This window comes from Aeromonas rivipollensis (genome assembly GCF_037811135.1).
Lineage (GTDB): Bacteria > Pseudomonadota > Gammaproteobacteria > Enterobacterales > Aeromonadaceae > Aeromonas > Aeromonas rivipollensis.
The window spans coordinates 2055752-2080249 of record NZ_CP149130.1 but is presented as its reverse complement, the minus strand read 5'-3'; the positions used below and the strand labels follow the sequence as shown (position 1 = coordinate 2080249).

General features: G+C 64.2%; 9 protein-coding genes. 4 read left to right on the top strand and 5 right to left on the bottom strand.

What is annotated here, in order from left to right:
* Positions 1-62: 62 nt before the first annotated feature.
* The 4 genes from WIR04_RS09460 to WIR04_RS09445 all read right to left on the bottom strand — a co-directional run bounded on the left by WIR04_RS09460 (position 63) and on the right by WIR04_RS09445 (position 5292).
* Complete coding sequence (locus tag WIR04_RS09460) at positions 63-728, bottom strand: response regulator (protein WP_025327143.1); 666 nt, start codon at positions 726-728, stop codon at positions 63-65.
* The gene (locus WIR04_RS09455; protein ID WP_338892167.1) at positions 729-2312 is read right to left on the bottom strand and encodes a sensor histidine kinase; all 1584 of its coding nucleotides are present in this window, start codon (positions 2310-2312) and stop codon (positions 729-731) included.
* Positions 2309-3520: an ROK family protein gene (locus WIR04_RS09450; protein ID WP_338892165.1), complete on the bottom strand. Its 1212-nt coding sequence runs from the start codon at positions 3518-3520 to the stop codon at positions 2309-2311. Before WIR04_RS09450 ends, WIR04_RS09455 begins: the two co-directional genes overlap by 4 nt.
* A 104-nt stretch (positions 3521-3624) precedes the next feature.
* Positions 3625-5292 (bottom strand): methyl-accepting chemotaxis protein, encoded by a 1668-nt coding sequence (locus tag WIR04_RS09445; RefSeq protein WP_025327146.1) that lies wholly within the window; start codon positions 5290-5292, stop codon positions 3625-3627.
* Positions 5293-5423: 131 nt separating this feature from the next.
* Between WIR04_RS09445 and WIR04_RS09440 the strand changes: the two genes are divergently transcribed.
* The 4 genes from WIR04_RS09440 to glpC all read left to right on the top strand — a co-directional run bounded on the left by WIR04_RS09440 (position 5424) and on the right by glpC (position 10402).
* Positions 5424-5879 (top strand): YchJ family protein, encoded by a 456-nt coding sequence (locus WIR04_RS09440; RefSeq protein WP_338892162.1) that lies wholly within the window; start codon positions 5424-5426, stop codon positions 5877-5879.
* A gap of 319 nt (positions 5880-6198) precedes the next feature.
* The gene (gene glpA, locus WIR04_RS09435) at positions 6199-7878 is read left to right on the top strand and encodes an anaerobic glycerol-3-phosphate dehydrogenase subunit A (RefSeq protein WP_338892160.1); all 1680 of its coding nucleotides are present in this window, start codon (positions 6199-6201) and stop codon (positions 7876-7878) included.
* On the top strand, positions 7868-9148 hold the full coding sequence (gene glpB / locus WIR04_RS09430; protein ID WP_338892158.1) for a glycerol-3-phosphate dehydrogenase subunit GlpB: 1281 nt from the start codon (positions 7868-7870) through the stop codon (positions 9146-9148). The genes glpA and glpB overlap by 11 nt, the downstream gene beginning before the upstream one ends.
* 51 nt (positions 9149-9199) lie before the next feature.
* A complete protein-coding gene (gene glpC, locus WIR04_RS09425) occupies positions 9200-10402 on the top strand; it encodes an anaerobic glycerol-3-phosphate dehydrogenase subunit GlpC (protein ID WP_338892156.1) in 1203 nt (400 codons plus the stop codon).
* Positions 10403-10549: 147 nt separating this feature from the next.
* Here glpC and WIR04_RS09420 read toward each other — a convergent pair whose 3' ends face one another.
* On the bottom strand, positions 10550-23776 hold the full coding sequence (locus WIR04_RS09420; protein WP_338892154.1) for a retention module-containing protein: 13227 nt from the start codon (positions 23774-23776) through the stop codon (positions 10550-10552).
* Between the last annotated feature and the right edge of the window lie 722 nt (positions 23777-24498).

Below are 24498 nucleotides of genomic sequence, written 5' to 3'. Positions count from 1 at the left end.
TCCCCGCCATCACAAGAAGAGCGCCAACAGGCGCTCTTCTTTTGGGGGTGTGAACCGACCATTCAACGTTGGCGGTAGCGCCGCTCCGGCCGCCCGACGGTGCCGTATTCGAGCTCGGGGCTCGCCAGCTGCTGGCCCACCAGAAACTCCAGATAGCGGCGCGCCGTGGTGCGGCTCACCCCAACCCGATTGCCTATCTCCTCGGCGCTGGCCCCCTCCTGATTGAGGGCCGCCAGCACCCTTTGCAGGGTGAGGGCGTCTATCCCCTTGGGCAGGCCGCCCGCCGCCACCTGTTGCAGCGGGGTGCCAAAGAGCGCATCCACCGCCTGCTGATCGATGTCCGCCAGGGCCGCAAGCGCGGCGCGGCTCTCGGCATAGTTGCCCAGGGTATCGCGCAGCCGCTCGAACACCACGGGTTTCAAGATGAAATCCACCACCCCGAGGCGCATCGCCTCCTGCAGTGCCGCGGCCTCACGGGCGGCGGTAAGCAGGATGACGTCGAGGTGGGCCCCGCGCTGACGCAGCTCCCGCAACAGGGAGAAGCCCTCCCCGTCCGGCAGCCAGACGTCCAGCAACACCAGATCGGGCTGGAGTATGGCTATCTGCTCTCTGGCATCGAACAGGGTGAGCGCCACCCCCAGCACCTCGAACCCCGCCAGCCGCTGCACGAAGCGACGGTGGATCTCGGCAATGGCCGGATCATCCTCGACGATCAGGATCTTGATCACTCACACCTCCTTGGGAATGTAACAGACGACGCAACTTCCCTGCGCCGTGGCTTCGATGGCGATGGCCCCCTGCAGGGCATCCAGGGTCTTGCGCACCAGAGCCAGCCCTATGCCGTGGCCGGGCTCCACCTTGCTGCTGACCCCGCGTTCGAACAGGCTGTCTGCCAACCGGGGATCGACGCCGCCAGCCCCGTCCTCCACCTCCAGGATGAGATCCTGGCCGAGATCGCTCAGGGAAACCCGGATCGGCTGGTAGGGAGCGCCGTGGCGGCGGGTCGCCTCGAAGGCATTGTCGATGAGGTTGCCAAGCAGGGTCACCAGCTGGGAGCCGCTGACCCGGGCGGGAATGTCGTGCAGGCGGGAATCCGGATCCACCTCCAACACCAGTCCCAGCTCGTGGGCCCTGTGGTACTTGCCAAGCAGCAGGCCCGCCACCTTGGGCTTGGCGATGGCTCCCATCAAAAAGCTCAGCAGGGTCTGCTCGGTGGCCGCCTCCCGGCCGATGAAGGCGAGCGCCTCCCGGGTGGCGCCCAGCTCGATGAGACCGGCTATGGTGCCGAGCTGGTTGTTGTGTTCGTGGGTCTGTACCCGCAGCAGATCGCTGTAGGCCTGCACCTGGGAGAGCTGGGCACTGAGTTCGGCCAGCTCGTCCTTGCGCCGAAAGCTCGAGACGGCGCCAATCAGCCGCCCCTCCTGCACCAGGGGCAGCCGGTTGACGATGAGGGACTGGCCGTTGAGCACTATCTCCTCGTCGTACTGGGGCCGGGGATCCTGAATGAGGGAGAGCATGCGGCTGCCGGGCAGCAAGCGGGTGACGGGCTGGCCTATGGCGGCCTGCGCGGCCCGCTCATCGAGGCGCAGCAGCCGGATGCCGTTGGGATTGAGGGAGGTGAGTCTGCCTTGCCCGTCTATGGTGAGTATCCCCTCGCGCACGGTGCGCAGGGTGCAGTCGAGCTCCGCATAGAGACGTCCTATCTGCTCGGGCTCAAACCCCAGCAGGGCCCGCTTGTAGCGCTTGGCCAGCCAGGCCGCGGCGGCGCTGTTGAGCAGCACTATGAGGAGGGTCATGGCGAGGCCAAAACGCAGGAAGCCCTGCAGGTCCGCCTCTATGTCCCGCACCAGATAACCGACCGAGACCACGCCTATGACCCTGCCCATCTCATCCCGGATGGGCCCCTTGCCGCGCACCGAGACCCCGAGGGAGCCTTGGGCGCGGGAGATGTAGAATTCCCCCCGCAGGGCGCGGGCAGGATCGTCCCCCATCATGGGTTTGCCTATCCGGTCCGCATTGGGGTGCACCAGGCGGCGTGCCTCCTCATCACCGATGACGATGTAGCTGGCACCGACCTCGGCCCGCATCCGCTCCACCAGCACGTTGAGGCGGGCGCTATCGACCCGCTTCACCCCGGCGATGACGCCGGGCTCACGGGCCACCAGCCGCGCCACGTCCAGGGCCTGATCCCCCACCTCCCGGTAGCGCTGCTCGGCAACGTAGTAGTAGCTGGCCCCGCTCAGCAGCACCAGTTGCAGCAGGCTGACCAGGCAGAGCATGAGCAGGATGCGTCCTTGCAACCCCAGCCTCATGCCTCCCTGTCACCTCGCAACAGGTCGAGCAGCAGGCTGCCATCCCGCAGGGCCTTGTGCACCTGCACCGAGGTGGGCTTGGTGGGATCTTCGTAAAAATGGGTGGACTCGATCTGCAGGCGCACCAGGTATTCCGCCGGCAACTGGCTCGCCAGGGACTGGTGCAGCATGGGGAACAGCAGCCGATCGGCCCGGGTGATCTCTCCCCCCAGCAGCAGCTTGCCCGGGTTGAGCAGGCAGATGAGGTTGGCAAGCACCCGGGAGAGCCGGCCCGCCGCCTGATGCAGTATGTCCTGGCACAGGCTGTTGCCCGCCAGCGCCAGCTCGCACAGCTCGCGGATGTTGACGCTCGCCGGCAGATCGTGCTCCTGCATCCGCTCGCGCAGGTCCCGATATTGCGCCTCCAGGGCCTGGTTGGTGACCAGGGTGCAGGCGCAGCCGAAGCCACCGCAGTAGCAGCGCTGGCCATAGGGTTCGAGCTGCAGGTGGCTGAGATCCCCGAGCAGGGCCGACTCGCTCTCGATGAGCTGGCCGTTGACCACCATGCCCACCCCTATGTCGTTGTGGACGAACACCAGCACCGCATCGGCGCAGTTCCTGGCGGCGCCCCACTCCCGCTCGGCCTGGATCCAGGTGCGCACGTCACCGCTCACCAGCACCGGCACCTCGAAGGCCTCCTCCAGGCTGGGCCCGAGCGGCCAGTTGCGCAGATCATAGAAGGGGAAGTGCTTGACCATGCCGGAGTGGCGCTCCACCTGCCCGGGCAGGCAGAGGGCGATGCAGGCCAGCCGCAGGGCCTTCTTCGGCAAGAAGCCCTCGATGGCCCGCACCAGGCTGGCCAGCAGGTCTTCGCGTTCCGACTCGCTGAACAGGTGGCGATGACGGGCCAGGGAGTGACCGGCGAGATCGAACAGCGCCATGTCCACGTAACCGCGGCCAAGGCGCATGGAGAGAAACTGGAAGCGGCGCTCGTTGATGCGCAGCAGGGTCTGACGACGGCCACGGCCCACCGAGCTCTCGCCACAGGTGATCACCAGACCGCCATCGAGCAATTCGCGGGTGATCTTGGTGATGCTGGCCGGCGAGAGGCCGGTCAAACGGGACAGATCGGTACGGGACAGTTCCTTGTGCTCTTCCAGGCTGGCGTAGACCAGGCCGTAGTTGAGCTGACGGATCAAATCGATACTGCCTTTCACGATCTCATTCATAGGGTAGGGGCTAACGAAAGGAACGAATGGCGCGATTTTCCCACATTCTGCGCCGATCCCCAAATTTGCCGTCTGGAAATGACGTCCAGACGGCAAAAATGTGACTAGTAACGGAAGCGGGAGACGAGTTGACGCAATTTGTCACCCGTGTCGGCCAGGGCGCGGGTGGTGGTGTTGGACTCCCCGGCGGCCTCGGTCAGCTCGCTGACGATCTGCTGGATGGCCACCAGGTTCTTGTTGATCTCCTCGGAGACCGCATGCTGCTCCTCGGCGGCGGTCGCTATCTGGATGTTCATGTCGTTGATGGTGCCAACCGCCGTCACCATGCTGTCGAGGGAGCTGGCGATGTGGCTCGCCTCCTGCACCGTCTCCTGACTGCGCGATTCGCTGGCCTGCATCACATCCACCGCCTGTTTGACGCCGCTTTGCAGTCGTTGCAGCATCTCGTTGATCTCCTTGGTGCTCTGCTGGGTGCGACCGGCCAGCGATCGCACCTCGTCCGCCACCACCGCAAAGCCGCGCCCCTGCTCACCGGCCCGGGCCGCCTCTATGGCCGCATTCAGGGCCAGCAAGTTGGTCTGATCGGCGATGCCGCGGATCACCTCCACCACGGATCCTATCTTGCCGGTCTCCTGGGCCAGCTGCTCGATGACGCCGGAGGCGGTGTGCACCTCCTCCACCAGGCGGTTGATGCTGCCGATGGCGCTGCCCACCACCTCACGGGCCGCATCGGATTCCCGTGCCGCGTCGCTGGTGGCCGTGGCCGCGTTGGAGGCGCTGGCCGCCACCTCCTGGGCGGTGGAGCTCATCTCGGTCACGGCTGTGACCACCTGATCCGTCTCCCGGCCATGGCCGTGCATCTGCCGGTCGGCGTGCTCGCTCAAGCTGTGCAGCCTGTCCACGGCCCCCAGCAGCTGATGGCTGGTCTCCCCGACCTGGCTCACCACCGACTGGATCCGCTCCACGAAGCGGTTGAAGGCGCTGGCCAGCTGGCCCACTTCGTCCTCGCTCTGCACCTTGAGGCGCCGGGTCAGATCCCCCTCCCCGTCGGCGATGTCATTGAGGGCCGCAACCGCATCCGCCAGCGGCCGGGTGACCCGGTTGCCGAGCACCACAGTCACCGCCAGGGTGATCCCCAGGATCACCAGAATGAGCAGCACGCTGCCTTGCAGGGAATCATGCATGTTCTCCTCGCGCTCGCTGCGCAGGGCCGCCAGCTCGGTGTCGATGTCATCTATGTAGAAGCCGGTTCCCACCACCCACTGATACTTGTCGAGCACCAGGTTGAAGGAGAGCTTGGGCGCATCCCGCCCGATGGAGGGCTTGTTGGTCCAGTACTCCGAGTAACCATCCCCCTCACGGGCCGCCTTGACGATCTCCTGAATGAGGAAGGTGCCCTTGGTATCCTTGTCCTGCCAGCGGTTCTTGCCCTCCACCTCGGGGCGGGTGGGCAGCAGCAGGGTATTGCCCTGGAAGTCGTAGACGAAGAAGTAACCGTCACTGCCATAACGCAAGGGGCGCAGGAGCTCCTTCACCCGGGCACGGGCCTCTGGGCTGTCCGGCTCGGCATAGGCCTTGTCGATGGCCGTCTTGGCGAGCATCAGGTAGCTGCTGAGCAGGGCCTTGCGCTCCTTGACCGCCTTGTCCCTCGCCACCACCAGCTCGGACTCCAGGTCGCTCCTGGCCACCAGATAGTTGCTGAGGTTGACCACCAGGGCCATCAGCAGCACGGGGATGGCCCCCAGCAACAGAATTTTCTGCTTTAGCGTCATCTTGTACTTCCTTTAGCCATTTTATTGTGGGTGCTTCGTTCCTACTCGCTCAGCCATGGAGTGCTGGCCGAAGGGGAAGTGCCTTAGCTACAATCCCGCCACCTTCTATTATCGACCCGATGAACTGACCCATGAGCCAATGTCCTTGCGGTTCCTCTCTTTCCCTCCCCCAATGCTGCGGCGCGCTTCACGAAGGCCAGGCCGCCACCACCGCCGAGCAGCTGATGCGCTCCCGCTACAGCGCCTTCGTGCTGGGGCTGGGAGAGTACCTGGTCCACAGCTGGCACCCGGACTATCTGAACGGACTGACCGCGGAGCAGCTCTCCCACACCGATACCAACTGGAACGGTCTCGAGATCATCGCCGCCCAGGGTGGCCCAGCCGATGAGACCGGCATGGTGGAGTTCAAGGCCTGGTTTCTGGAGGGGGACGAGCGCCACTGCCTGCATGAGCGCTCCCGCTTCGTGCGCCATCAGGGGCGCTGGGTCTACACCGACGGCGAGCAGGATCCCGCCCCCCTGCGGGTCGGTCGCAACGACCCCTGCCCCTGTGGCAGCGGCAAGAAGTTCAAGAAGTGCTGCGGCTGAGAACCTGGCCCACGCGGCTGCGGGGCGGCCATCGCCTCCCCGCCGTCCATCTGGGGCGAGCCGCCATCTGTCCCTTCCTCTCTCTGCTCGGTTCTTTGCTCTCGACTCTCTGCTCTATCCCGTATTCCCCTTACCGCTCTTCTCTTTTTTGAGGGGCCGGCCCTGGCCCCGCCCTGATCGGGATGTGACTATGGTCACAGTTCGCTCATCAACCTCACCATTAGTGAGCGTTTGCGAACATTAATTTGGCCCATATCAAACATTTTCAGCCAGACAGGCGCCACACTGGCCCCATCTGGACGAGATGAGACGGGCAAGAATGAAAAGAATAACCACAGAAGTCGTCATCATAGGCGGCGGCGCTACCGGGGCCGGCATCATGCGCGATTGCGCGCTGCGCGGCATCGACTGCATCCTGCTGGAGCGGGATGACATAGCCGCAGGCACCACGGGGCGCAACCACGGCCTGCTCCATTCGGGGGCCCGCTACGCGGTGACGGATCCTGAGTCCGCCCGCGAGTGCATTCAGGAGAACCGCATCCTCAAGCGGATCGCCAGCCACTGCGTGGAGGCGACCGGCGGCCTCTTCCTCACCCTGCCGGAAGATGACATCCACTTCCAAAGTACCTTTATGGATGCCTGTGCCCTGGCGGGCATAGAGACCCGCCAGCTCGATCCCCGCGAGGCGCTGCGCCTCGAACCCAACGCCAACCCGGCGATGATAGGCGCCATTCATGTGCCGGATGGCACCGTCGATCCTTTCCGCCTGGCCGCCGCAAACGTCTTGGACGCCAAGGAACACGGCGCCCGCATCTTCACCCACAGCAAGGTGCTGGGGCTGCTCCGCACGCAAGATCGGGTGCACGGGGTCAAGGCCATCAACACCCGCACCGGCGAGGCGTTCGAGGTGGAGTGTCAGGAGGTGATCAACGCCGCCGGCATCTGGGGCCAGCAAATCTGCGAATACGCCGATCTCGGCATCCGCATGTTCCCGGCCAAGGGCTCCCTGCTCATTATGGATTACCGCATCAACCAGCTGGTGCTCAACCGCGCTCGCAAACCGGCGGATGCGGACATTCTGGTGCCGGGCGATACCATCTCCCTCATCGGCACCACCTCCAGCCGCATCGATTACAACAAGATTGACCAGCTCACCGTCGAACCCGAAGAGGTGGAGGTGCTGCTGCGCGAGGGGATCAAGCTTGCCCCCATCATGGCGCGCACCCGTCTGCTGCGCGCCTACGCCGGGGTACGCCCGCTGGTGGCGGTGGACGGTGACGACACCGGCCGCAACATCAGTCGCGGCATAGTGTTGCTGGATCACAGCGATCGCGACGGCCTCAAAGGCTTCAACACCATCACCGGCGGCAAGCTGATGACCTACCGCCTGATGGCGGAGTGGGCCACCGATCTCGTCGCCAACAAGCTGGGCAACTCCCGGCCCTGCCGCACCGCCGAACTCAATCTGCCCGGCTCGCGGGATCCGGAGAAGGTCTCGGCCCCCGGCCTCTCCGTGCCCGCCGAAGGCTCTGCCCAGTACCGCCACGGCGAGCGGGTCATCGCCTTCTTCCGGGACAACCCCAAGGCCAACGCCCTCATCTGCGAGTGCGAGATGGTGACCGCAGGCGAAATCGAATACGCCCTGCGCGAGCTCGACGTGGACAACCTGGTGGATCTGCGCCGCCGCACTCGCCTCGGCATGGGGCCCTGTCAGGGGGAGCTGTGCGCCTACCGCGCCGCCGGTCTGATGCAGGAGTACGGCAAGGCCGACGGCCGTGAGGCCTGCGTCATGCTGCGCCAGTTCCTGGAGGAGCGTTACAAGGGCACCCGCCCGGTGCTCTGGGGGGATGCCCTGCGGGAGGCGGAGTTTACCTACTGGATCTACGAAGGGCTCTTTGGCCTGGGGGAATGGACGGCCCCCCATCTGGTGGCCGAGCCGCCCTTCCCGCTCGATGCCAGCACCGCAAAACCCACCAAGGAGCGCAGCCATGAAATTTGACACTATCGTGATAGGCGGCGGCATGGCGGGCCTCTCGGCGGCCCTGCGCCTGGCCGAGGCCGGCCAGAAGACCCTGCTGATGGCCTCGGGCCAGAGCGCCCTGCACTTCTCCTCCGGCTCGGTGGATCTGCTGGAGAGCGAGGGAGATCCCCGCGCCGCCCTGCCCGCCTTTATGGCGGCCCATCCGGATCACCCCTACAGCAAGGTGGGGATGCAAAATATCGAGGCGAGCCTCGCGGATCTGCAGCGCCACTGCGCCCTGCAGGGCTTGCCCCTGTTTCGCCAGGAGCACAACCACCAACGCCTCACCCCCATCGGCACCCTGAAATCCACCTGGCTCTCTCCCGAGACCTGCGCCTGCGTCACAGAAGCCCCCGCACCGGACGTCCTGCTGCTGGCGACGCTCGAGGGCTTTCGCGACTTCCACCCGGCGCTGGCGGCGGCCAATCTGGCAACCCACGCGCGCTTCGCCCACTGCCGCATCCTGACTGGCGAAATTCGTCTGCCCCAGCTCGCCGCGTTCAGCCGCAATCCCCACGAGTTTCGCTCCGCCGACATCGCCCGTCTGTTTGACAGGCAGCAGCACGACAAGCAGGACCTGCTGACGGATCTGGCCCGCGAGATAGGCCGCATGGTCAAGGAGAGTGGCGAGCCGGGCTGCCGCCATATAGTGCTGCCCGCCTGCCTGTCGCTGGGGCTGGTCGGCCCCCGCCTGGCCGAGCTCGAGGCACGCACCGGCTGCACCATCAAGGAGGTGGCCACCATGCCGCCGTCCCTCATCGGGATGCGGATGCAGGAGGCCCTCAAGCGCCGCTTCCTGGCCCTCGGCGGCACCTTCCTCACCAGCGAGCGGGTGCTGGGCGCCCGCTACGACGGCGATCGGGTGATCGGCGTACACAGCCAGAATGGCGACGATCAGCTGTTCGAGGCGGACCACTTCGTGCTCGCCTCAGGCAGCTTCTTCAGCCGCGGCCTGGAGTCCCGCCTTGGGGGCATTCGCGAGCCCATCTTCGACGCCGACGTCTTGAGCCTCTCCGAGCGCGACGCCTGGGCCGGTCGCCGCCTGTTCGATCACCACCCCTTCATGGGCTTCGGTGTCAAGACGGACGACCAGCTGCGGGTGCTGCGCGGCGGCAAACCCCTTGCCAACCTCTATGGCGCCGGCAGCGTGCTGGCCCACTACGATCCCGTGCGAGAAGGTTCAGGCTCCGGGGTCGCGGTCGCCACCGGCTGGCAGGCCGCCGGTCATATCCTGGGCACGGCCCAATGATTACTTCGTCCCATATCCCGTGTCTTCATCATCGCCGGGAGGAGAACTGACATGCTACTGGATCACGCCAATCAAACCTTCGATCAGTGCATCAAATGCACCGTCTGTACCGCCTACTGCCCGGTGGCCAAGGCCAACCCGGCCTACCCGGGCCCCAAGCAGGCGGGCCCGGATGGGGAGCGGCTGCGGATCAAGAGCCCGGAGCTCTTTGACAGCGCCCTCAAGCACTGCACCAACTGCAAGCGCTGTGAAGTGGCCTGCCCGAGCGGGGTGCGCATCGGCGACATCATTGCCAAAGCCAAGCACCAGTACAGCGGCTTCAAACCAGGGATCCGCGAGTTCGTGCTCTCCCACACCGACCTGATGGGCAGCATGTCCACCCTGATGGCCCCCGTGGTCAACTTCACCACCGGCCTCAAGCCGATGAAGCTAGTGCTGGACAAGGCGCTGGGGGTCTCCTCCCACCGGGATCTGCCCAAGTATTCCCAGGGCACCTTCCGCGGCTGGTACAAGAAGCAGAAGGCCACCCAGGCCAGCTATGAGCGCCAGATCGCCTACTTCCACGGCTGCTACGTCAACTACAACCACCCGCAGCTCGGCAAGGAGCTGGTACAGGTGCTCAACGCCATGAACATCGGTGTGCAATTGCTGGAACGGGAGAAGTGCTGCGGCGTGCCGCTCATTGCCAACGGCTTCATGGACAAGGCCAAGCAGCAGGCGGCCTTCAACATCAAGCAGATGGAGAACAGCCTGCTGGGCAACGAGATGCCGCTCCTGGCCACTTCCTCCACCTGCGGCTTCACCCTGAGGGACGAATACCCCCACCTGCTGGAGCAGGACAACCGCAAGGTGCGGGATCGCATCTCCCTGGTGACCCGCTTCCTGTGGAACGAGTTCTACAAGGGCAACAAACCGGCGATGAAACCGCTCAATCTGCACATTGCCTACCACACCCCCTGCCACATGGAGAAGATGGGGGGCGTCATCTACACCCTCGAATTGCTGCGCGCCATTCCCGGGGTCAAGGTGACTGTGCTCGACTCCCAGTGCTGCGGCATCGCCGGCACCTACGGCTTCAAGTCGGAGAACTACGAAACCAGCCAGACCATAGGTGAAGGGCTCTTTGATCAGATCAACCGCCTCTCCCCCGATCTGGTGATCACCGACTGCGAGACCTGCAAGTGGCAGATCGAGATGAGCACCGCCTTCCGCTGCGAGCATCCGATCCACCTGCTGGCCCAGGCGCTGGCCTGACAGACCCAGGTGCCCCACTGATAACAAAAAAAACAATCCACGCAGAGATCCGGTTACGCGGTGATCAACCCGCAGTAACAAACAGGCAGTGATAAAAAAAGAGCCGGCAATTGCCGGCTCTTTTCCATGGAGCTGTCTCCCTCAGATTCAGGGGTGCTGGATGATCAGGCTGTGCTGATCCAGCATGGACTGCAGTATGTCGTGGGAGGAGGAGCCGCTCAGGTTCCAGCCGCTCAGATCCACGTCCTTCAGGGTGATCTGCTGGGTCACCTGACCATCCCCCGCCGGGGAGACCGACAGGCTCACGTCGCTCAGGCCACCGCTGCCGGCGGTCACAGACGCAGAGAGGTGGCCCAGCAAGCCATCCACGCTGTTGTCGGTCACCCCCTTGAGCAGGTCCGCCAGATCTATCTTGTCCCCCTCCTCCGGGTGGAAGTCGGTGACGGTGTCGATGGCCGGCAAGGCCGCCGTCCCCTCATCGCCACTGCCCCACACGAAGAGATCGCTGCCTGCACCACCGATCAGGATGTCGTTGCCCTGACCGCCCCGGAGCACGTCATCCCCCAGGCCGCCCAGTATGCGATCGTCGCCGGTGGAGCCGAACAGCCAGTCACTCTGATCCGAGCCCAGCAGGTCATGGCCGCTCTGGCTGTGGATGTTGAGGGTCTCCTCGGCCGATCTCAGGGTGCTGCCACCCGCGCTGGATTCCGCACTCAGGGTCAGGGCATGATCCCCCGCCGTCAGACCGCTGAGGTAGAGGGGCACGGACTGATCCCCCGGCAGCAGCCAGTCGCCGTTGCTGTCCGCATGACCCACGCTCTGGCCGTGCTCGTCCACCACCTGGGCGCTCCCCAGATTCTGGATGCGGATGGCGAGTTCGCCGGTTGCCGGGTTGACCACGCTGGCGCTCAGGTTGAGTGGCACCCAGGCCCCTTGCAGGGTATGGATGTCGTGGGTGCCCAGGCTGAGCTGGGGATCGTCTGCCTCTGCGGTCACCTGGATGCCAATCTGGGCGCTGTCGGTCAGGACGCCGCCCGACCCGGTATTGCCCTGATCCGAGGTGGTGATGGTCAGATTGTCCTGTCCCCAGAAGTCCTTGGCCGGCTCGTAATGCAGGTTGCCATTGATGAGGTTGTTAAGATCATCAAGGGAGCCCACCAGGGTGATCTCGCTGGTGCCCGCCCCCTGCACCGAGACGGCGCCCGCCGCCCCGAGCAGGGTCAGCACGCCGTGCTCGACCCGCAGCACCATGGAGATGGGGGCAGTGCCTGCATCCACATCCTTCACGCTGATCCCGGAGAGGGACAGTGAACCATCTTCCTTCACCTGCATGGCGCCCGGCACCTGGGTCACAGGGGCATCGTTGACCGCCTGCACCTCGATGGGCAGCACGTCTGTGTCGACCAGGGCGCCACCGCTGCCGGTGTTGCCCTTGTCGTTGGTCACCATGGTCAGGGCATCCTGGCCATTGAAGTCCTGCTCACCCTGATAGGTCACGCCGCCAGCCAGCAAGGCATTGATGGCATCTTGCGATCCGCTCAGCACCAGGGTATCGCTGCCGCTGCCGACCACTGTCACCCCGCTGCCGTCCGCCAGCACCAGGGTGCCGTGCAGGACCGACAGACGCACTTCCATGGGGCTGCTGCCTGCATCCACGTCCTGTACCTGCAGGCCCTTGATGACGAAGGGAGTATCCTCCTGCGCCACCTGAGGGGTGCCCGGCAGCAGGTTGACGGGGGCATCATTGACCGGTTGTACCTCGATGGGCAGCACGTCGGTGTCACTCAGGGCGCCACCGCTGCCGGTGTTGCCCCTGTCATTGGTGATCATGGTCAGGGCGTCATTGCCGTGGAAGTCGCCGTTGCCCTGATAGGTCACGCCACCGGAGAGCAGAGCGTTGAGATCCGCCAGGGTGCCAGTCAGCACCAGAGAGCCGGTGCCGTTGCCAGTCACGGTCACGCCGCTGCCTGCCGGCAGGTTGAGGGTGCCGTGCTCCACCGACAGGCGCACCTCCATGGTGCCGCTGCCCGCGTCCACGTCCTTCACCTGCAGTCCCTGGATGACGAAGGGCTTGTCCTCCTGGGCCACCTGGGGATCCGTTGGCAGCACGTTGATGGGGGCGTCGTTGACCGGGCTCACCTCCACCTGGATGGTGCCACTGACCTCGGGGCCGAGGGCGCCGTTGTCCAGGCTCTGGGCCGTCACCTTGAGATCCAGGGTGCCATTGGCGTCGTTGGTCACCAGCTCCACGGCCGCCAGCTTGCCGCCCGTCGTGGTCACTTGCCAGACGCCGCCACCCAGATCCACCACAGTGCCGGTCACCCCGCTCGGCAGACGGATCTCTGCCCCATCGGGAACCCCTTCTATGGTGACCCGCACCTGCTCCGGGCCATTCTCGTGAACGTTGGTGGCGCTGCCGCCGGTGGCCTGGGTGTCCTTGGTCTCCAGTCCCAGGTTGAGGGTGACCACGTCCCCCTCGGTGCCGCTCGCCTTGTCCTGAATGTCGGCGATGATGGCATCCCCCACCGGCTTGACGGTGACGGTGAAACTGTCGCTGGTATCGAGGGGCATGGTCAGCCCCTTGTCAAGGGTGAAGGCGCTCAGGGTGAGCTCCACGTTGCCACTAAAATCTGCGGGCGGGATCAGGGTCAGCTTGGAGAAGTCGGTGCCCACAGGCACCTGCCAGACGCCACCGCCGTTGTTGACCGCCGGTGCCGACAGGGTGAAGCCGTCCGGCACGCCCTTGATCTGCAGCGCCACTATCTGCTCGGAGCCATCATTGTCGATCAAGGTTGCGCCCAGGCCGCCGAGGCTGACGCTGCCATCCTCGTTGCCGCTCACATCCTTCACCGTGAGCTGGACCGGGTCATTGACCGGCAGCACCTCGAAGCTCGCATTACCGCTCCAGCTGCCGCGATCCGTCCCCGTGGTAGCTGTGTCCAGAATGTCAACCTTGATGCCCAGGGGCACCTGACCGCTGAAGTGCTCCCTGGGCACGAACACCAGATCCTTGAGCGCCGCCGGGTCGTTCACCACCAGGGTGTTGACCGGCTGGCCGTTGCCATCGAGGAAGTGGCCGTACCGGGCATCCACTGTCAGGGTCACCCGCTCCACCGTCTCGAGGCCGCCGTTGGCCACCGAGGGGCTGATGTCCGCGAGCTTGACCGAGAGATCGAGGTGGATCTCGGTGTCTTCCAGGTTGCTCGGCTGACCGTTCACCTCCTTCACCTGCAGGTGCAGCTCGGGCTGACCATCCGCGCCGCCCTTGATGTCCACCTCCGGCGTGATGGAGAGGGAAACCTCCTTCTCCACCGTCCTGGTGTCGCCGCTCACTGTGTCGGTATTGACCAGGCGCACGTTGAAGCTCAGGCCGCTGCCGGCGTAATCCTCCGGCAGGGTCAGGGTCAGCTTGTCGAGGTCATTGAGGCCACCCGGCAGCTTGATGAGGTACTCGCCGTTGACGAAGTCGAAGGTGAGCCCCTGCACGCTCACACCGGGGGGCAGACCGGTGAGGACTATGCTGAGCTCGTCATCACCGATGTCCGCCGTTCCCAGGGTCACCATGCTCTTGAGCTGGGTGCCGAAGTTGACGCCATGATCCTCCACCCCTGTGATGGGGGTGCTGTTGTCCAGATCAACAGAGGCGGCTTTCTGACCAGAGCTGGTCGCATCTTTGAACTCGGCGCTGGCGGTCATTTCCCGATAGGCCGGTGCACTGACATCCCCTTCGTTGTTGTCGCCAAGATCGATCACCTTGGCGCTGACCTTGAAGGTGACTGTGCCCCTGTAGTCATCCGGCGAGCGCAGGGAGAAGCTCCCGAGGGCGCTGTTAGGCACTGTCCAATTGCCCTGGCCGTCGTTGATCCCTCCCACCACCACAAAGCCGGGGGGCAGATCGCTGATCACCAGGTAGTCGATGACCTCATCGCTGCTGGGATCCAGATCCTCGAACACGAAGACGCCATTGAGCGGAATATCGTGCCCGTCCGGACTCTCCAACGCGCCCCCTGTCTGCACCAGGTTGCCATCGGGTTCGACCACGGCCTGGATATCCACATGCAGATTGCCGTCTATCACCTTCTGGGCGGTGGCACTGGAGTCCACATCGACCTGCGTCACCGTGACATGGCTCTGGATATTGGTATCCCTGTCGCTGTCTTGTGGCCCCTTCACCAGCAGCTGGCCGCCGCCGAGCAGGCTCTTCAGATCAGCGTCGCTCAACTCCACCGCACCGCCGTTCACATTGAGCGGGGTCTCGACCCCGCCCACCCGGATCCAGATCTCGTAACCCGGCTCTATGCCGGAGAGACTGAGGTGAGTCACCTTTTCGGCGCTGTCGGTCAGGTCAGGCTGCCAGTCGAGCACCACGAACTCATCCTCCAGACCATGGCTGGTCCTGGCATAGTCAGCGGCGTCGATCACCGGCTCCACCTTGATGGTAAGCGGCACATCGAAACTCTTGTGGTCCCCGTCGTTCTCGGTCACCACCACGTGGCCGATGAGGTGGATATCGGCGGTGCTGTTGGGGGGTGGCTGGATCTGCAGGTTGCCCAGACTAGAGACGTCGACCTGATAGGTCGGCTTGCCCTGGGCGTCGAGCCCGGCGAAGGTCAGGGTGAGCTCCTTGCCGTTGCCATCGAACACCTTGGCCCCTTCCGACAAGCCTTCCAGCACCAGGTTGAGGGTTTCGGAACCATCGCCCGTCGTCTCCCCCGACGCCAGCTTGAAGTCCAGCGGCGCCTTGCCATCTTCCCCTATGGTGGTGGTGTAACCCTTGCCATCCTGGCTCCAGCCTGTGCTGTCCAGATTGAAGTGAGGCTCATCCACCACCCCCACCAGATCCACATGCAGGCCCTGGCTGCCGGTCACCTTCTCGTTGACCACTGTATGGGTCTGACCATTGGCATCGGTCAGGGTGGCGGTATCTTTTACCACTCCCTGGATGCCGAGATCGAAGTCGACGTTGCTGTCCTTCGGCGGCTCTAGCTTGAGCTCCCCGATGCGGTCATAGGGCACCTCGTAATAACCGTTCGCATCCAGGGTGACCGCCACGCCGCCAAGCCAGAGGGTGGCACCGGCGGGCAGACCGCTGATGCGCACGAACATAGTCTCGGAGCCATCCGAGGTATCCCCCAGATGGGCGAGCACTATCTTGCTGCCCAGATCCAGCAGGTTGTCTTCCTTGCCCTGGATGTCGCGCACCGTCAGCTTGGCGTCATCCGCCAGCGGGTTGACGTTGATGATGAGATCGATGGGATCCCCAAGGGCCGTCTCCTGCCCGGTGACCACGGGGGTTTTCTCGGTACTGACCGGGGTCACGACAAGCTTGATGTCACCGCTGTAGTCCTTGCCGGGCACGACGGTGATCTTGTTGATGTCCCCCGCAGAGACGGTCACCAGACCGTTCGCATCTGCTGTGAGCACCTTGCCGTTCAGGGTCAGGCTGCCCTCGCCGGACACCCACTTGATCTGGTAGCTCAGGGTCTCGGAGCCATCGGTATCGGTGAGCCTGGCCTGCACGTTGAGGGCGATGCCGGTGCTGTCCTCGTTCGTGCTGTAGTGCTGGTTGGTGCCCGCCCCATCCCAGAGCGGCTTGTCGGCAATGCCCTGCACAGTGATGTCCAGGTTGCCGGTCAGCACCGAGGGTTTGCTCCCCTCGGTGACGCCGACCTGTAGCTGCACCGGGAAGCGCAGCGGGTTGCCGCCATCGTTGTAGCTCGAGTAGTCGTGATCGGGCACAAAGGTCACGCCCTTGAGTTCGAACTTGTCGTTGGTACCGACAACGGCTTGCATCGCCGCTGGCGGCACCTGATACCAGGTCTTGCCACCCTGAGTGATGGTAGTGAGCGCAACACCGTTGAAATAGAAGGAGCCATGGGTATTGGCAGGGGCCTGGATAAGCAATGTCTCGACAAACTCGCCCCGATCGTAGTCGCCTATGTCCAGGTTCATGGTGATGGGGATGCCATGAGTGGGGTCGCCGGCCCCCGCATCCTCGGCACCGGTGACGGCACTGACGGTCAACTTGCCCGCCTCATCCCTTATGGTCAGAGTCAGCACCCCGTCATCGGTATCCCCATCCCCGTCCACCAGGTGGAAGTCGACCTTCTGCACCAGGGTGTTGTTGCTGTGATCTATGTCCGCCTTGGCGGTGAAGCTGTAATTCCCCTCGGCGTTGATCACCAGAGTGCCTATGGCCTGGCCAGTGCTGTCTGTGACCGCAATGGTGGTATTACCGCTGGCGGCGATGGGGTGTTCAACCCCGTTGATGGTGACCGATCTCACCACCGCATCGTCGGCACCCTCGCTGGCGGTAGCCAGCAGATCGCCGCTCACTTTCGCCCCCTGGTTCAGGGTCTTGCCGGCATCGACCGCGACGGGCACATCGTCCTGCACGCTGACGTGACCTATCACCTCGCCGCTGAGATCCCCATCGCTGTCCAGGGCCTGCAACGGCAGCTGGATATCCAGCAGATCCTTGCCCTGGGCGCTGTGGTCCAGGTTACCGGTCAGTTCGAAGGTATAACGGCCGGAGACATCCAGGGTCAGCTTGAAGATGAGCTTGCCCCCGCTGTCCTTGCCCAAATAGACACCCGGCTGGCTGTCGGCACTGATGCTGACGGCCTTGCCCCCGGAGCTGAGCTGGTTGAGGGCGTTGAAGCGGGCCACATCCAGTTGCAGGGCGGCCACCCTGTCGCTCCCGGCGGCGATCACCACCTGACCGACAGCCAGCTCCCCGGTCCCGGACGGGCTGGTGCCGCCGTGCTGGCCAGAACCGCCATTGAGATCCGACTCCTTGACGGTGACACTCCCGATGGAGCTGATCACGGGGTCGGCGGCATCGGTGATCACCGCCGTGGTGTTGCCGGTGATCACCGAGCCATCGCTGTCGGTCACCCGCACCGGCAGGGTCAGGTTGAGCTTGTCGTCGGCGCCGTGATCCAGGTTGGTGTGCACCCTGACTTGGTAATCCAGGGTCGCCGAGCTGTGGGCCGCTATGCTGCCCGGCACGCTCGGCAGGGTCACGCTCAGCACCAGGGTGCCGCTCGCTGTCACCCCCTGGAAGCTGTGACCCTTGCTGCCCGGCACCTCCTGCCAGGTCAGGGTCTCGCCATTGTGGGTGATGGCCTTGCCGCTGGCGTCCAGCACCTGGCCGGAGAGGGTCAGGCGTACGTCCACAACGGGATCCGAGTCCGCCTTGATGGTGAGGGTGCCGCTGGCCTGCTGGTCGTCCGCCGTCTGGTTGTTCGCTGCCCCATCGAAGCGCCCTTCATTCAGGGTCACCCCGGTGAGGCTGAGAGTCGGCTTGTCCCCTTCCGCAATGCTGATGTTGAGGGTGCCCGAGGTGCTGTCGTTGTTGCCTGATCCCTTGTCGCTGTCGACGACGTTGACCTTGAACGGCAGCTCGGTGCTGCTGCCATTGGCCTGGTGCACCCCCTCGAACAGGGTCACCTTGTAGTCGAAGCCGTTGCTGGCGGCGTTGTCGAGCTTGCCGCTGATCTCCACCTGCAGCACCTCGACCCGCACCCCGTTCACTTCCACATAGCCCTTGAGGATCTGGTTGCCCGGGATGCTGGCATCGCCATCCACCAGTTCGTATTTCACGCTCTGGCCCAGGGCGGTCAGGGCCGGCTGCTCCGCGATATCGGCGAACGATACCTCGCTCACCCGATCCGAGCCTGCGTCCACGGTGAAGTGACCTGTGCCGGTCAGGGGGCTGCTGCCATCGAGGTTACCCTCGTCCAGGCTCACCCCGCTGCCCGCCACGAAGCCCGGCGCATTGCCGTCCTTGATGGTCAGCGGCAACTGGGTGGAGACCCTGTCCCCGTCCTTGTCCGTGAGGGTGATGGCCAGGGGCAGGTCGAGGGACTCGCTGCCCTGGTGATCCAGCTCGCCGCTCAAGGTCACCCTGGTGGTGACGCTCCAGTTACCGTTGTTGTCCACGAGATCCAGCTCGGCGCGCAGCACCTCGCGGCCATCGGCGCTGGTCCCCACCAGCTCCCCGTTGGCATCCAGGGTGAAGGTGACAGGGCTGCCGTGGCTGCTGTATTTGCCGTCCAGGCTCTGCTGGATGGCGTTGATATCGAACCTGAGACTGTCGGGGGCCAAGGCATCAGCACCGTGGTTCACGGTGAAGCTCATATTGCCCACCACGGCGCCGTCGCCCTGGTTGGCCTCGGTCAGGCTGGTGCCGGTCACGGCGCTGATCACCGGATTGGCCCCATCGCCGATGGCGACGCTCAAGGTGGAGGATACGGTGTCCCCATCCGAATCAGTCAAGGTGAAGCCCGCCTTGAGCAGGCTATCCACACTGCCTTGATCCAGCGGCTGATTCAGGGTGAAGACGTAGTGACCCTGCTGATCCAGCGTCAAGGTGAAGACGTTCTGGCCGTTGACGGCGCCGCTGATGCTGTTGCCGCTGATGCTGATGACCACAGGCTGCCCACCGCTGGTGAGCCCCTGCAGGCCCGGCTGGCTGGCATCGAAGCTGATGCTGGCAAGGGGATCGCTGCCGGCGGTGATGTTCAGATCACCGGACAGGGTCTGGGCCGCGCTCCAGTCGCTGTCCTCCACCAGGGTCAGGGTGACGGGGTCGACCTGGGGCAAGGCGCCGTCGGTGATCTGGATGTTGAGGGTACCGAGGTTGCTCTGGTCGCCGTCAAAGTCGGTGCCCTGCACCTGCAGCCCCAGGTTGACGCTGTTGCTGCTGACCGGTTGATCCAGCACGCCGTCGAGCTTCACATGGTACTTGCCGTCCAAGTCCAGGGTCACGGTCAGCACCGTCTTGCCGCCCGCATCCAGCAGGGTGATGACATTGCCATTGACCTGATAGCTGGTCGGCTTGCCGCCACTGGTGAGACCATCCAGGGCGGGCTGGCTTGCCTCGAAGTTCAGGGACACCAGGCGATCGCTGCCCACATTGACCGGCAGCTGGCCATCCAGGGTCTGGCCAGAGGCCCCTTCCTGCAGGCTGATGCCGCCGTCGATGCCAAGGCTCGGGTCGGCGGCATCGGTGATCACCGCTGTTGTGTTGCCGGTGATCACCGAGCCGTCGCTGTCGGTCACCCGCACCGGCAGAGTCAGGTTGAGCTTGTCGTCGGCGCCGTGATCCAGATTGGTGTGCACAGTGACCTTGTAATCCAGGGTCGCCGAGCTGTGGGCCGCTATGCTGCCCGGCACGCTCGGCAGGGTGACGCTCAGCACCAGGGTGCCGCTCGCTGTCACCCCCTGGAAGCTGTGACCCTTGCTGCCCGGCACCTCCTGCCAGGTCAGGGTCTCGCCATTGTGGGTGATGGCCTTGCCGCTGGCGTCCAGCACCTGGCCGGAGAGGGTCAGGCGCACGTCCACCACGGGATCGGAGTCCGCCTTGATGGTGAGGGTGCCGCTGGCCTGCTGGTCGTCCGCCGTCTGGTTGTTCGCTGCCCCATCGAAGCGCCCTTCATTCAGGGTCACCCCGGTGAGGCTGAGAGTCGGCTTGTCCCCTTCCGCAATGCTGATGTTGAGGGTGCCCGAGGTGCTGTCGTTGTTGCCTGATCCCTTGTCGCTGTCGACGACGTTGACCTTGAACGGCAGCTCGGTGCTGCTGCCATTGGCCTGGTGCACCCCCTCGAACAGGGTCACCTTGTAGTCGAAGCCGTTGCTGGCGGCGTTGTCGAGCTTGCCGCTGATCTCCACCTGCAGCACCTCGACCCGCACCCCGTTCACTTCCACATAGCCCTTGAGGATCTGGTTGCCCGGGATGCTGGCATCGCCATCCACCAGTTCGTATTTCACGCTCTGGCCCAGGGCGGTCAGGGCCGGCTGCTCCGCGATATCGGCGAACGATACCTCGCTCACCCGATCCGAGCCTGCGTCCACGGTGAAGTGACCTGTGCCGGTCAGGGGGCTGCTGCCATCGAGGTTACCCTCGTCCAGGCTCACCCCGCTGCCCGCCACGAAGCCCGGCGCATTGCCGTCCTTGATGGTCAGCGGCAACTGGGTGGAGACCCTGTCCCCGTCCTTGTCCGTGAGGGTGATGGCCAGGGGCAGGTCGAGGGACTCGCTGCCCTGGTGATCCAGCTCGCCGCTCAAGGTCACCCTGGTGGTGACGCTCCAGTTACCGTTGTTGTCCACGAGATCCAGCTCGGCGCGCAGCACCTCGCGGCCATCGGCGCTGGTCCCCACCAGCTCCCCGTTGGCATCCAGGGTGAAGGTGACAGGGCTGCCGTGGCTGCTGTATTTGCCGTCCAGGCTCTGCTGGATGGCGTTGATATCGAACCTGAGACTGTCGGGGGCCAAGGCATCAGCACCGTGGTTCACGGTGAAGCTCATATTGCCCACCACGGCGCCGTCGCCCTGGTTGGCCTCGGTCAGGCTGGTGCCGGTCACGGCGCTGATCACCGGGTTGGCCCCATCGCCGATGGCGATGCTCAAGGAAGAAGAAACGGTGTCCCCATCACTGTCGGTGAGAGTAAAGCCCGCCTTGATCAAGCTATCCACACTGCCTTGATCCAGCGGCTGGTTCAGGGTGAAGACGTAGTGACCCTGCTGATCCAGCGTCAAGGTGAAGACGTTCTGGCCGTTGACGGCGCCGCTGATGCTGTTGCCGCTGATGCTGATGACGACCGGCTGCCCACCGCTGGTGAGCCCATGCAGGCCCGGCTGGCTGGCATCGAAGCTGATGCTGGCAAGGGGATCGCTGCCGGCGGTGATGTTCAGATCACCGGACAGGGTCTGGGCCGCGCTCCAGTCGCTGTCCTCCACCAGGGTCAGGGTGACGGGGTCGACCTGGGGCAAGACGCCGTCGGTGATCTGGATGTTGAGGGTACCGAGGTTGCTCTGGTCGCCGTCAAAGTCGGTGCCCTGCACCTGCAGCCCCAGGTTGACGCTGTTGTTGTTGACAGGTTGATCCAGCACACCATCGAGCTTCACATGGTACTTGCCGTCCAGGTCCAGGGTCACGGTCAGCACCGTCTTGCCGCCCGCATCCAGCAGGGTGATCTGATTGCCATTGACCTGATAGCTGGTCGGCTTGCCGCCACTGGTGAGACCATCCAGGGCGGGCTGGCTTGCCTCGAAGTTCAGGGACACCAGGCGGTCACTGCCCACATTGACCGGCAGCTGGCCATCCAGGGTCTGACCGGCGGCCCCTTCCTGCAGGCTGATGCCAGTGTCGATGCCAAGGCTGGGATCCATGCCGTCATTGATGGCGACCTGGAGATCGGCGCGGGTCTCGTCACCGTCTATCTCCTTGGCAGAGATGGAGAGCCCCAGAGAGAGCTTGTCGCTGCCCTGGTGATCCAGGGGGCCATTGAGGGAGACGGTGACCTTGCCCTTGACGTCGCTGCCCGACTGGCTGGCGTCGAGTTCGGCTTTCAGCACCTCGATCCGGTTGCCGTTGGCATCCTGGTAATAGCCGGTCAGCAGGCGATCGCCGCTGAACTCGAAGCTGAGCACATGGCCGTCACTGCTGAGCCCGCTGCCGCTCAGGCGGGTGAGCGTCGCGGCCTGATCGGCAAAGGCAAGGGAGTCTGCCAGCAGGGGATCGGCCTGGTGGCCGACCACGAACTCGCTCTGACCCACCACGGCGCCCTGCTGGGTGAAGCCATCCTCCGTGAGCGAGATGGGGGCTATGGTGAAGTCCGGCGGCGTACTGTCCACCAGCTTGACGGTGAGATTGGCACTCACCAGATCCCCGTCGCTGTCGCGGTATTCGAGGGAGAAAGGCAGGCTCTGGCTGTCCTGGCCGTGATCCAGACTCTGTTGCCAGAGGATGCGATAGCTGCCGTCATTGGTCAGGGTCAGGGTGAAGACGGTGACCCCCCCCGCGCTCGCGGTCAGGGTCTGGCCGTTTATCTGGTAGCTGAGGGCAGCGCCCTGGCTGGTGAGGCCGAGCTGCTCGAGGGCGCTCTGATCGGCGCCGAAGCCCACCTGCAGGTTGCCATCCAGGCCCGCCCCCGTGTGCAGGGAGCCGGTGGCGCTCACCGGGCCCTTGGCCAGATCCGCCTCGGACAGGGTCAGGGTATCGCTCTGGCCGATGAGGGGGGCGCCATCGATCACCCGGTTCCCGGCCAGATCCGTCACCTCGGCGCGCACCTCGAAGGGGCCTTGAATGCCGGAGAGATCCAGGCCATTGAGCTGCCAGCGACCATCGCTCCCCACCAGGGCGGAGCCGCTGTAGAGGGTCTGGCCGTTCTGGCCGATGAGGGTGATGGTAACGCGCTGGCCCGCCTCCACCTCGGTGGTGCTGCCGCTCAGGGTGACATTGCCCTGGCCCAGCAGGCTCTGGGTGTCGAGATCGTCGATGTCGATGGCGGCACGGGTGTCGACGGTGACGGTCAGGGTGTCGCTGGCTCTGTTGCCGGCGATGTCCACGGAATCGACGCGAAAATCATAGGCGCCATCGGCCAGGGTAGTGGGGATCTGGTATTGCCAGTTGCCGTTGCCATCCACGGTGAGCACGGTCAGAACCTCCCCGCCGAGGCTCAGGGTGACGGTGGCACCGGGCTCTCCCTTGCCTTGCAGGAGCGGCGTGGTGTCGCGGGTCAGATCGTCCACCTGGCTGGCACCTGTGTCGCTCTCGTCGGTCAGATCCAGGGTGATGGTGGTGATGGTGTCGAGCAGGGTCTGACCGGTGTCGCTGGCCCGGTTGCCGGCCGCATCCTGGGTATCCGCCTGTATGGTCAGGGGGCCGTCCACCAGCTTGCCGGTGACGTCGCCGAAGTTCGCCTCCCAGACGAAGCCGGGCAGCACCACAGTGGTTGTGGTCAGGCGATTGCCGTCCTGGTCTATCAGGGTAACGGTGACGGTCTGGCCGACCTCCACATCCTCGACAAAACCGCGAATGATGACGCCGGTCGCCTCGTCGGCGTTGATGATGTTGTCGTCGGTCTGGGGCTCGGTGATGGTGATGGCCGCCAGGAGATCCTGATCTTCCGAATAGAGCAGCTCGTCCCCTGGCTGGGCGCCCTGATGATCGGTGTCAAAGCCCGACTCCGCCAGGGTATATTCGCTGTTGAGATCCACCACCACGAAGCCGCCGGCGCTGGAGCCGACCACACCGCCACCCGTGGCGGCTGCCGCGTTACCGGCCGCGGTCTCCTCGAACAGCTCGGTCGGGTCGGCCCCCTGACGGATGGCCTCCTGCAGGCTGGCCAGCTCGGGATCCATGGCCAGGTTCGGTTCTGTCTGCGCCAGCTCGGGCTGGTCGGCGTCCGGGGTCTTCGCGGGATCGGCCAGCTCGAAGCGCCCGTCCCCTTCGGTGAGCAGGCGCATTCCCGGCAGCAGCTGCATCCCCAGAGTGGCGCGGTGCAAGGAGCCATCGGCATCCATCACAAGCACTGTGCCCTCCACCTGGGTAACAAGAGTCGGTTTCTCTATTCGCAGCTCAGCCATACATCCTCCAACGGGTAAACACAGACAGCCCAGACCCACAAGGGTATAGGACGTCACCGTGACAGGCGGCCATTTTACCGCCTCCACGGGCACAGATCCCTTCGCCATTTTCGAAAATATCGAAAGTAAATGCCGCAAACCTTACGATTAAATTCAATAAAGTGCTGCCATTCACGGGATATCTCAGGATAGATACCCTTTTTCGCGCCTCAGATGAAAAACATGGCTCTCTTGGTACCCATCCATACGACAACTTCTGACCTGGCCGCATCCGGCCAGGCTTCCCCACTATTTCACCAGGGGAAGGCAAGGCCCCCGTCCCCAGCAGAAATTAAGAATAAATATTCACCCATACTTGACAGCACCCCAGGTCGCAGAAGCCATTCCCCTGCTCTTCCACCTTTTGGCACTCCCCTGCTTCCCCGAAACGCCGCCCAGCTTCAGCGCATCATCATGGGGAGGTGATGAGGGTAACCACCCGATTGGGCTCAATAATTCAACCTGGATCTCACTTTTTGCATTAGCCCCCCATGCCAATTGATCTAGCGCAACTCCCACAGGGATAAATGATTATCCATTTTACCCATTTGGTATTATCTCCACGAGCAAATGCATAAAAATCATTTTCTATGCAGTCATAACAATTAATCGGCCTGCCATGCCCATCGACCATGGGCACAGATGTCCACGCACCAAGATGGAACGGTCAGGCTCGGCATGGA

Excerpts from the sequence above, each read along its gene's own strand:
- WIR04_RS09440 (WP_338892162.1), top strand. The coding sequence starts at position 5,424 with ATGAGCCAATGTCCTTGCGGTTCCTCTCTTTCCCTCCCCCAATGCTGC.
- glpB (WP_338892158.1), top strand. The coding sequence starts at position 7,868 with ATGAAATTTGACACTATCGTGATAGGCGGCGGCATGGCGGGCCTCTCG.
- glpA (WP_338892160.1), top strand. The coding sequence starts at position 6,199 with ATGAAAAGAATAACCACAGAAGTCGTCATCATAGGCGGCGGCGCTACC.
- WIR04_RS09420 (WP_338892154.1), bottom strand. The coding sequence starts at position 23,776 with ATGGCTGAGCTGCGAATAGAGAAACCGACTCTTGTTACCCAGGTGGAG.
- WIR04_RS09445 (WP_025327146.1), bottom strand. The coding sequence starts at position 5,292 with ATGACGCTAAAGCAGAAAATTCTGTTGCTGGGGGCCATCCCCGTGCTG.
- WIR04_RS09450 (WP_338892165.1), bottom strand. The coding sequence starts at position 3,520 with ATGAATGAGATCGTGAAAGGCAGTATCGATTTGATCCGTCAGCTCAAC.
- glpC (WP_338892156.1), top strand. The coding sequence starts at position 9,200 with ATGCTACTGGATCACGCCAATCAAACCTTCGATCAGTGCATCAAATGC.
- WIR04_RS09455 (WP_338892167.1), bottom strand. The coding sequence starts at position 2,312 with ATGAGGCTGGGGTTGCAAGGACGCATCCTGCTCATGCTCTGCCTGGTC.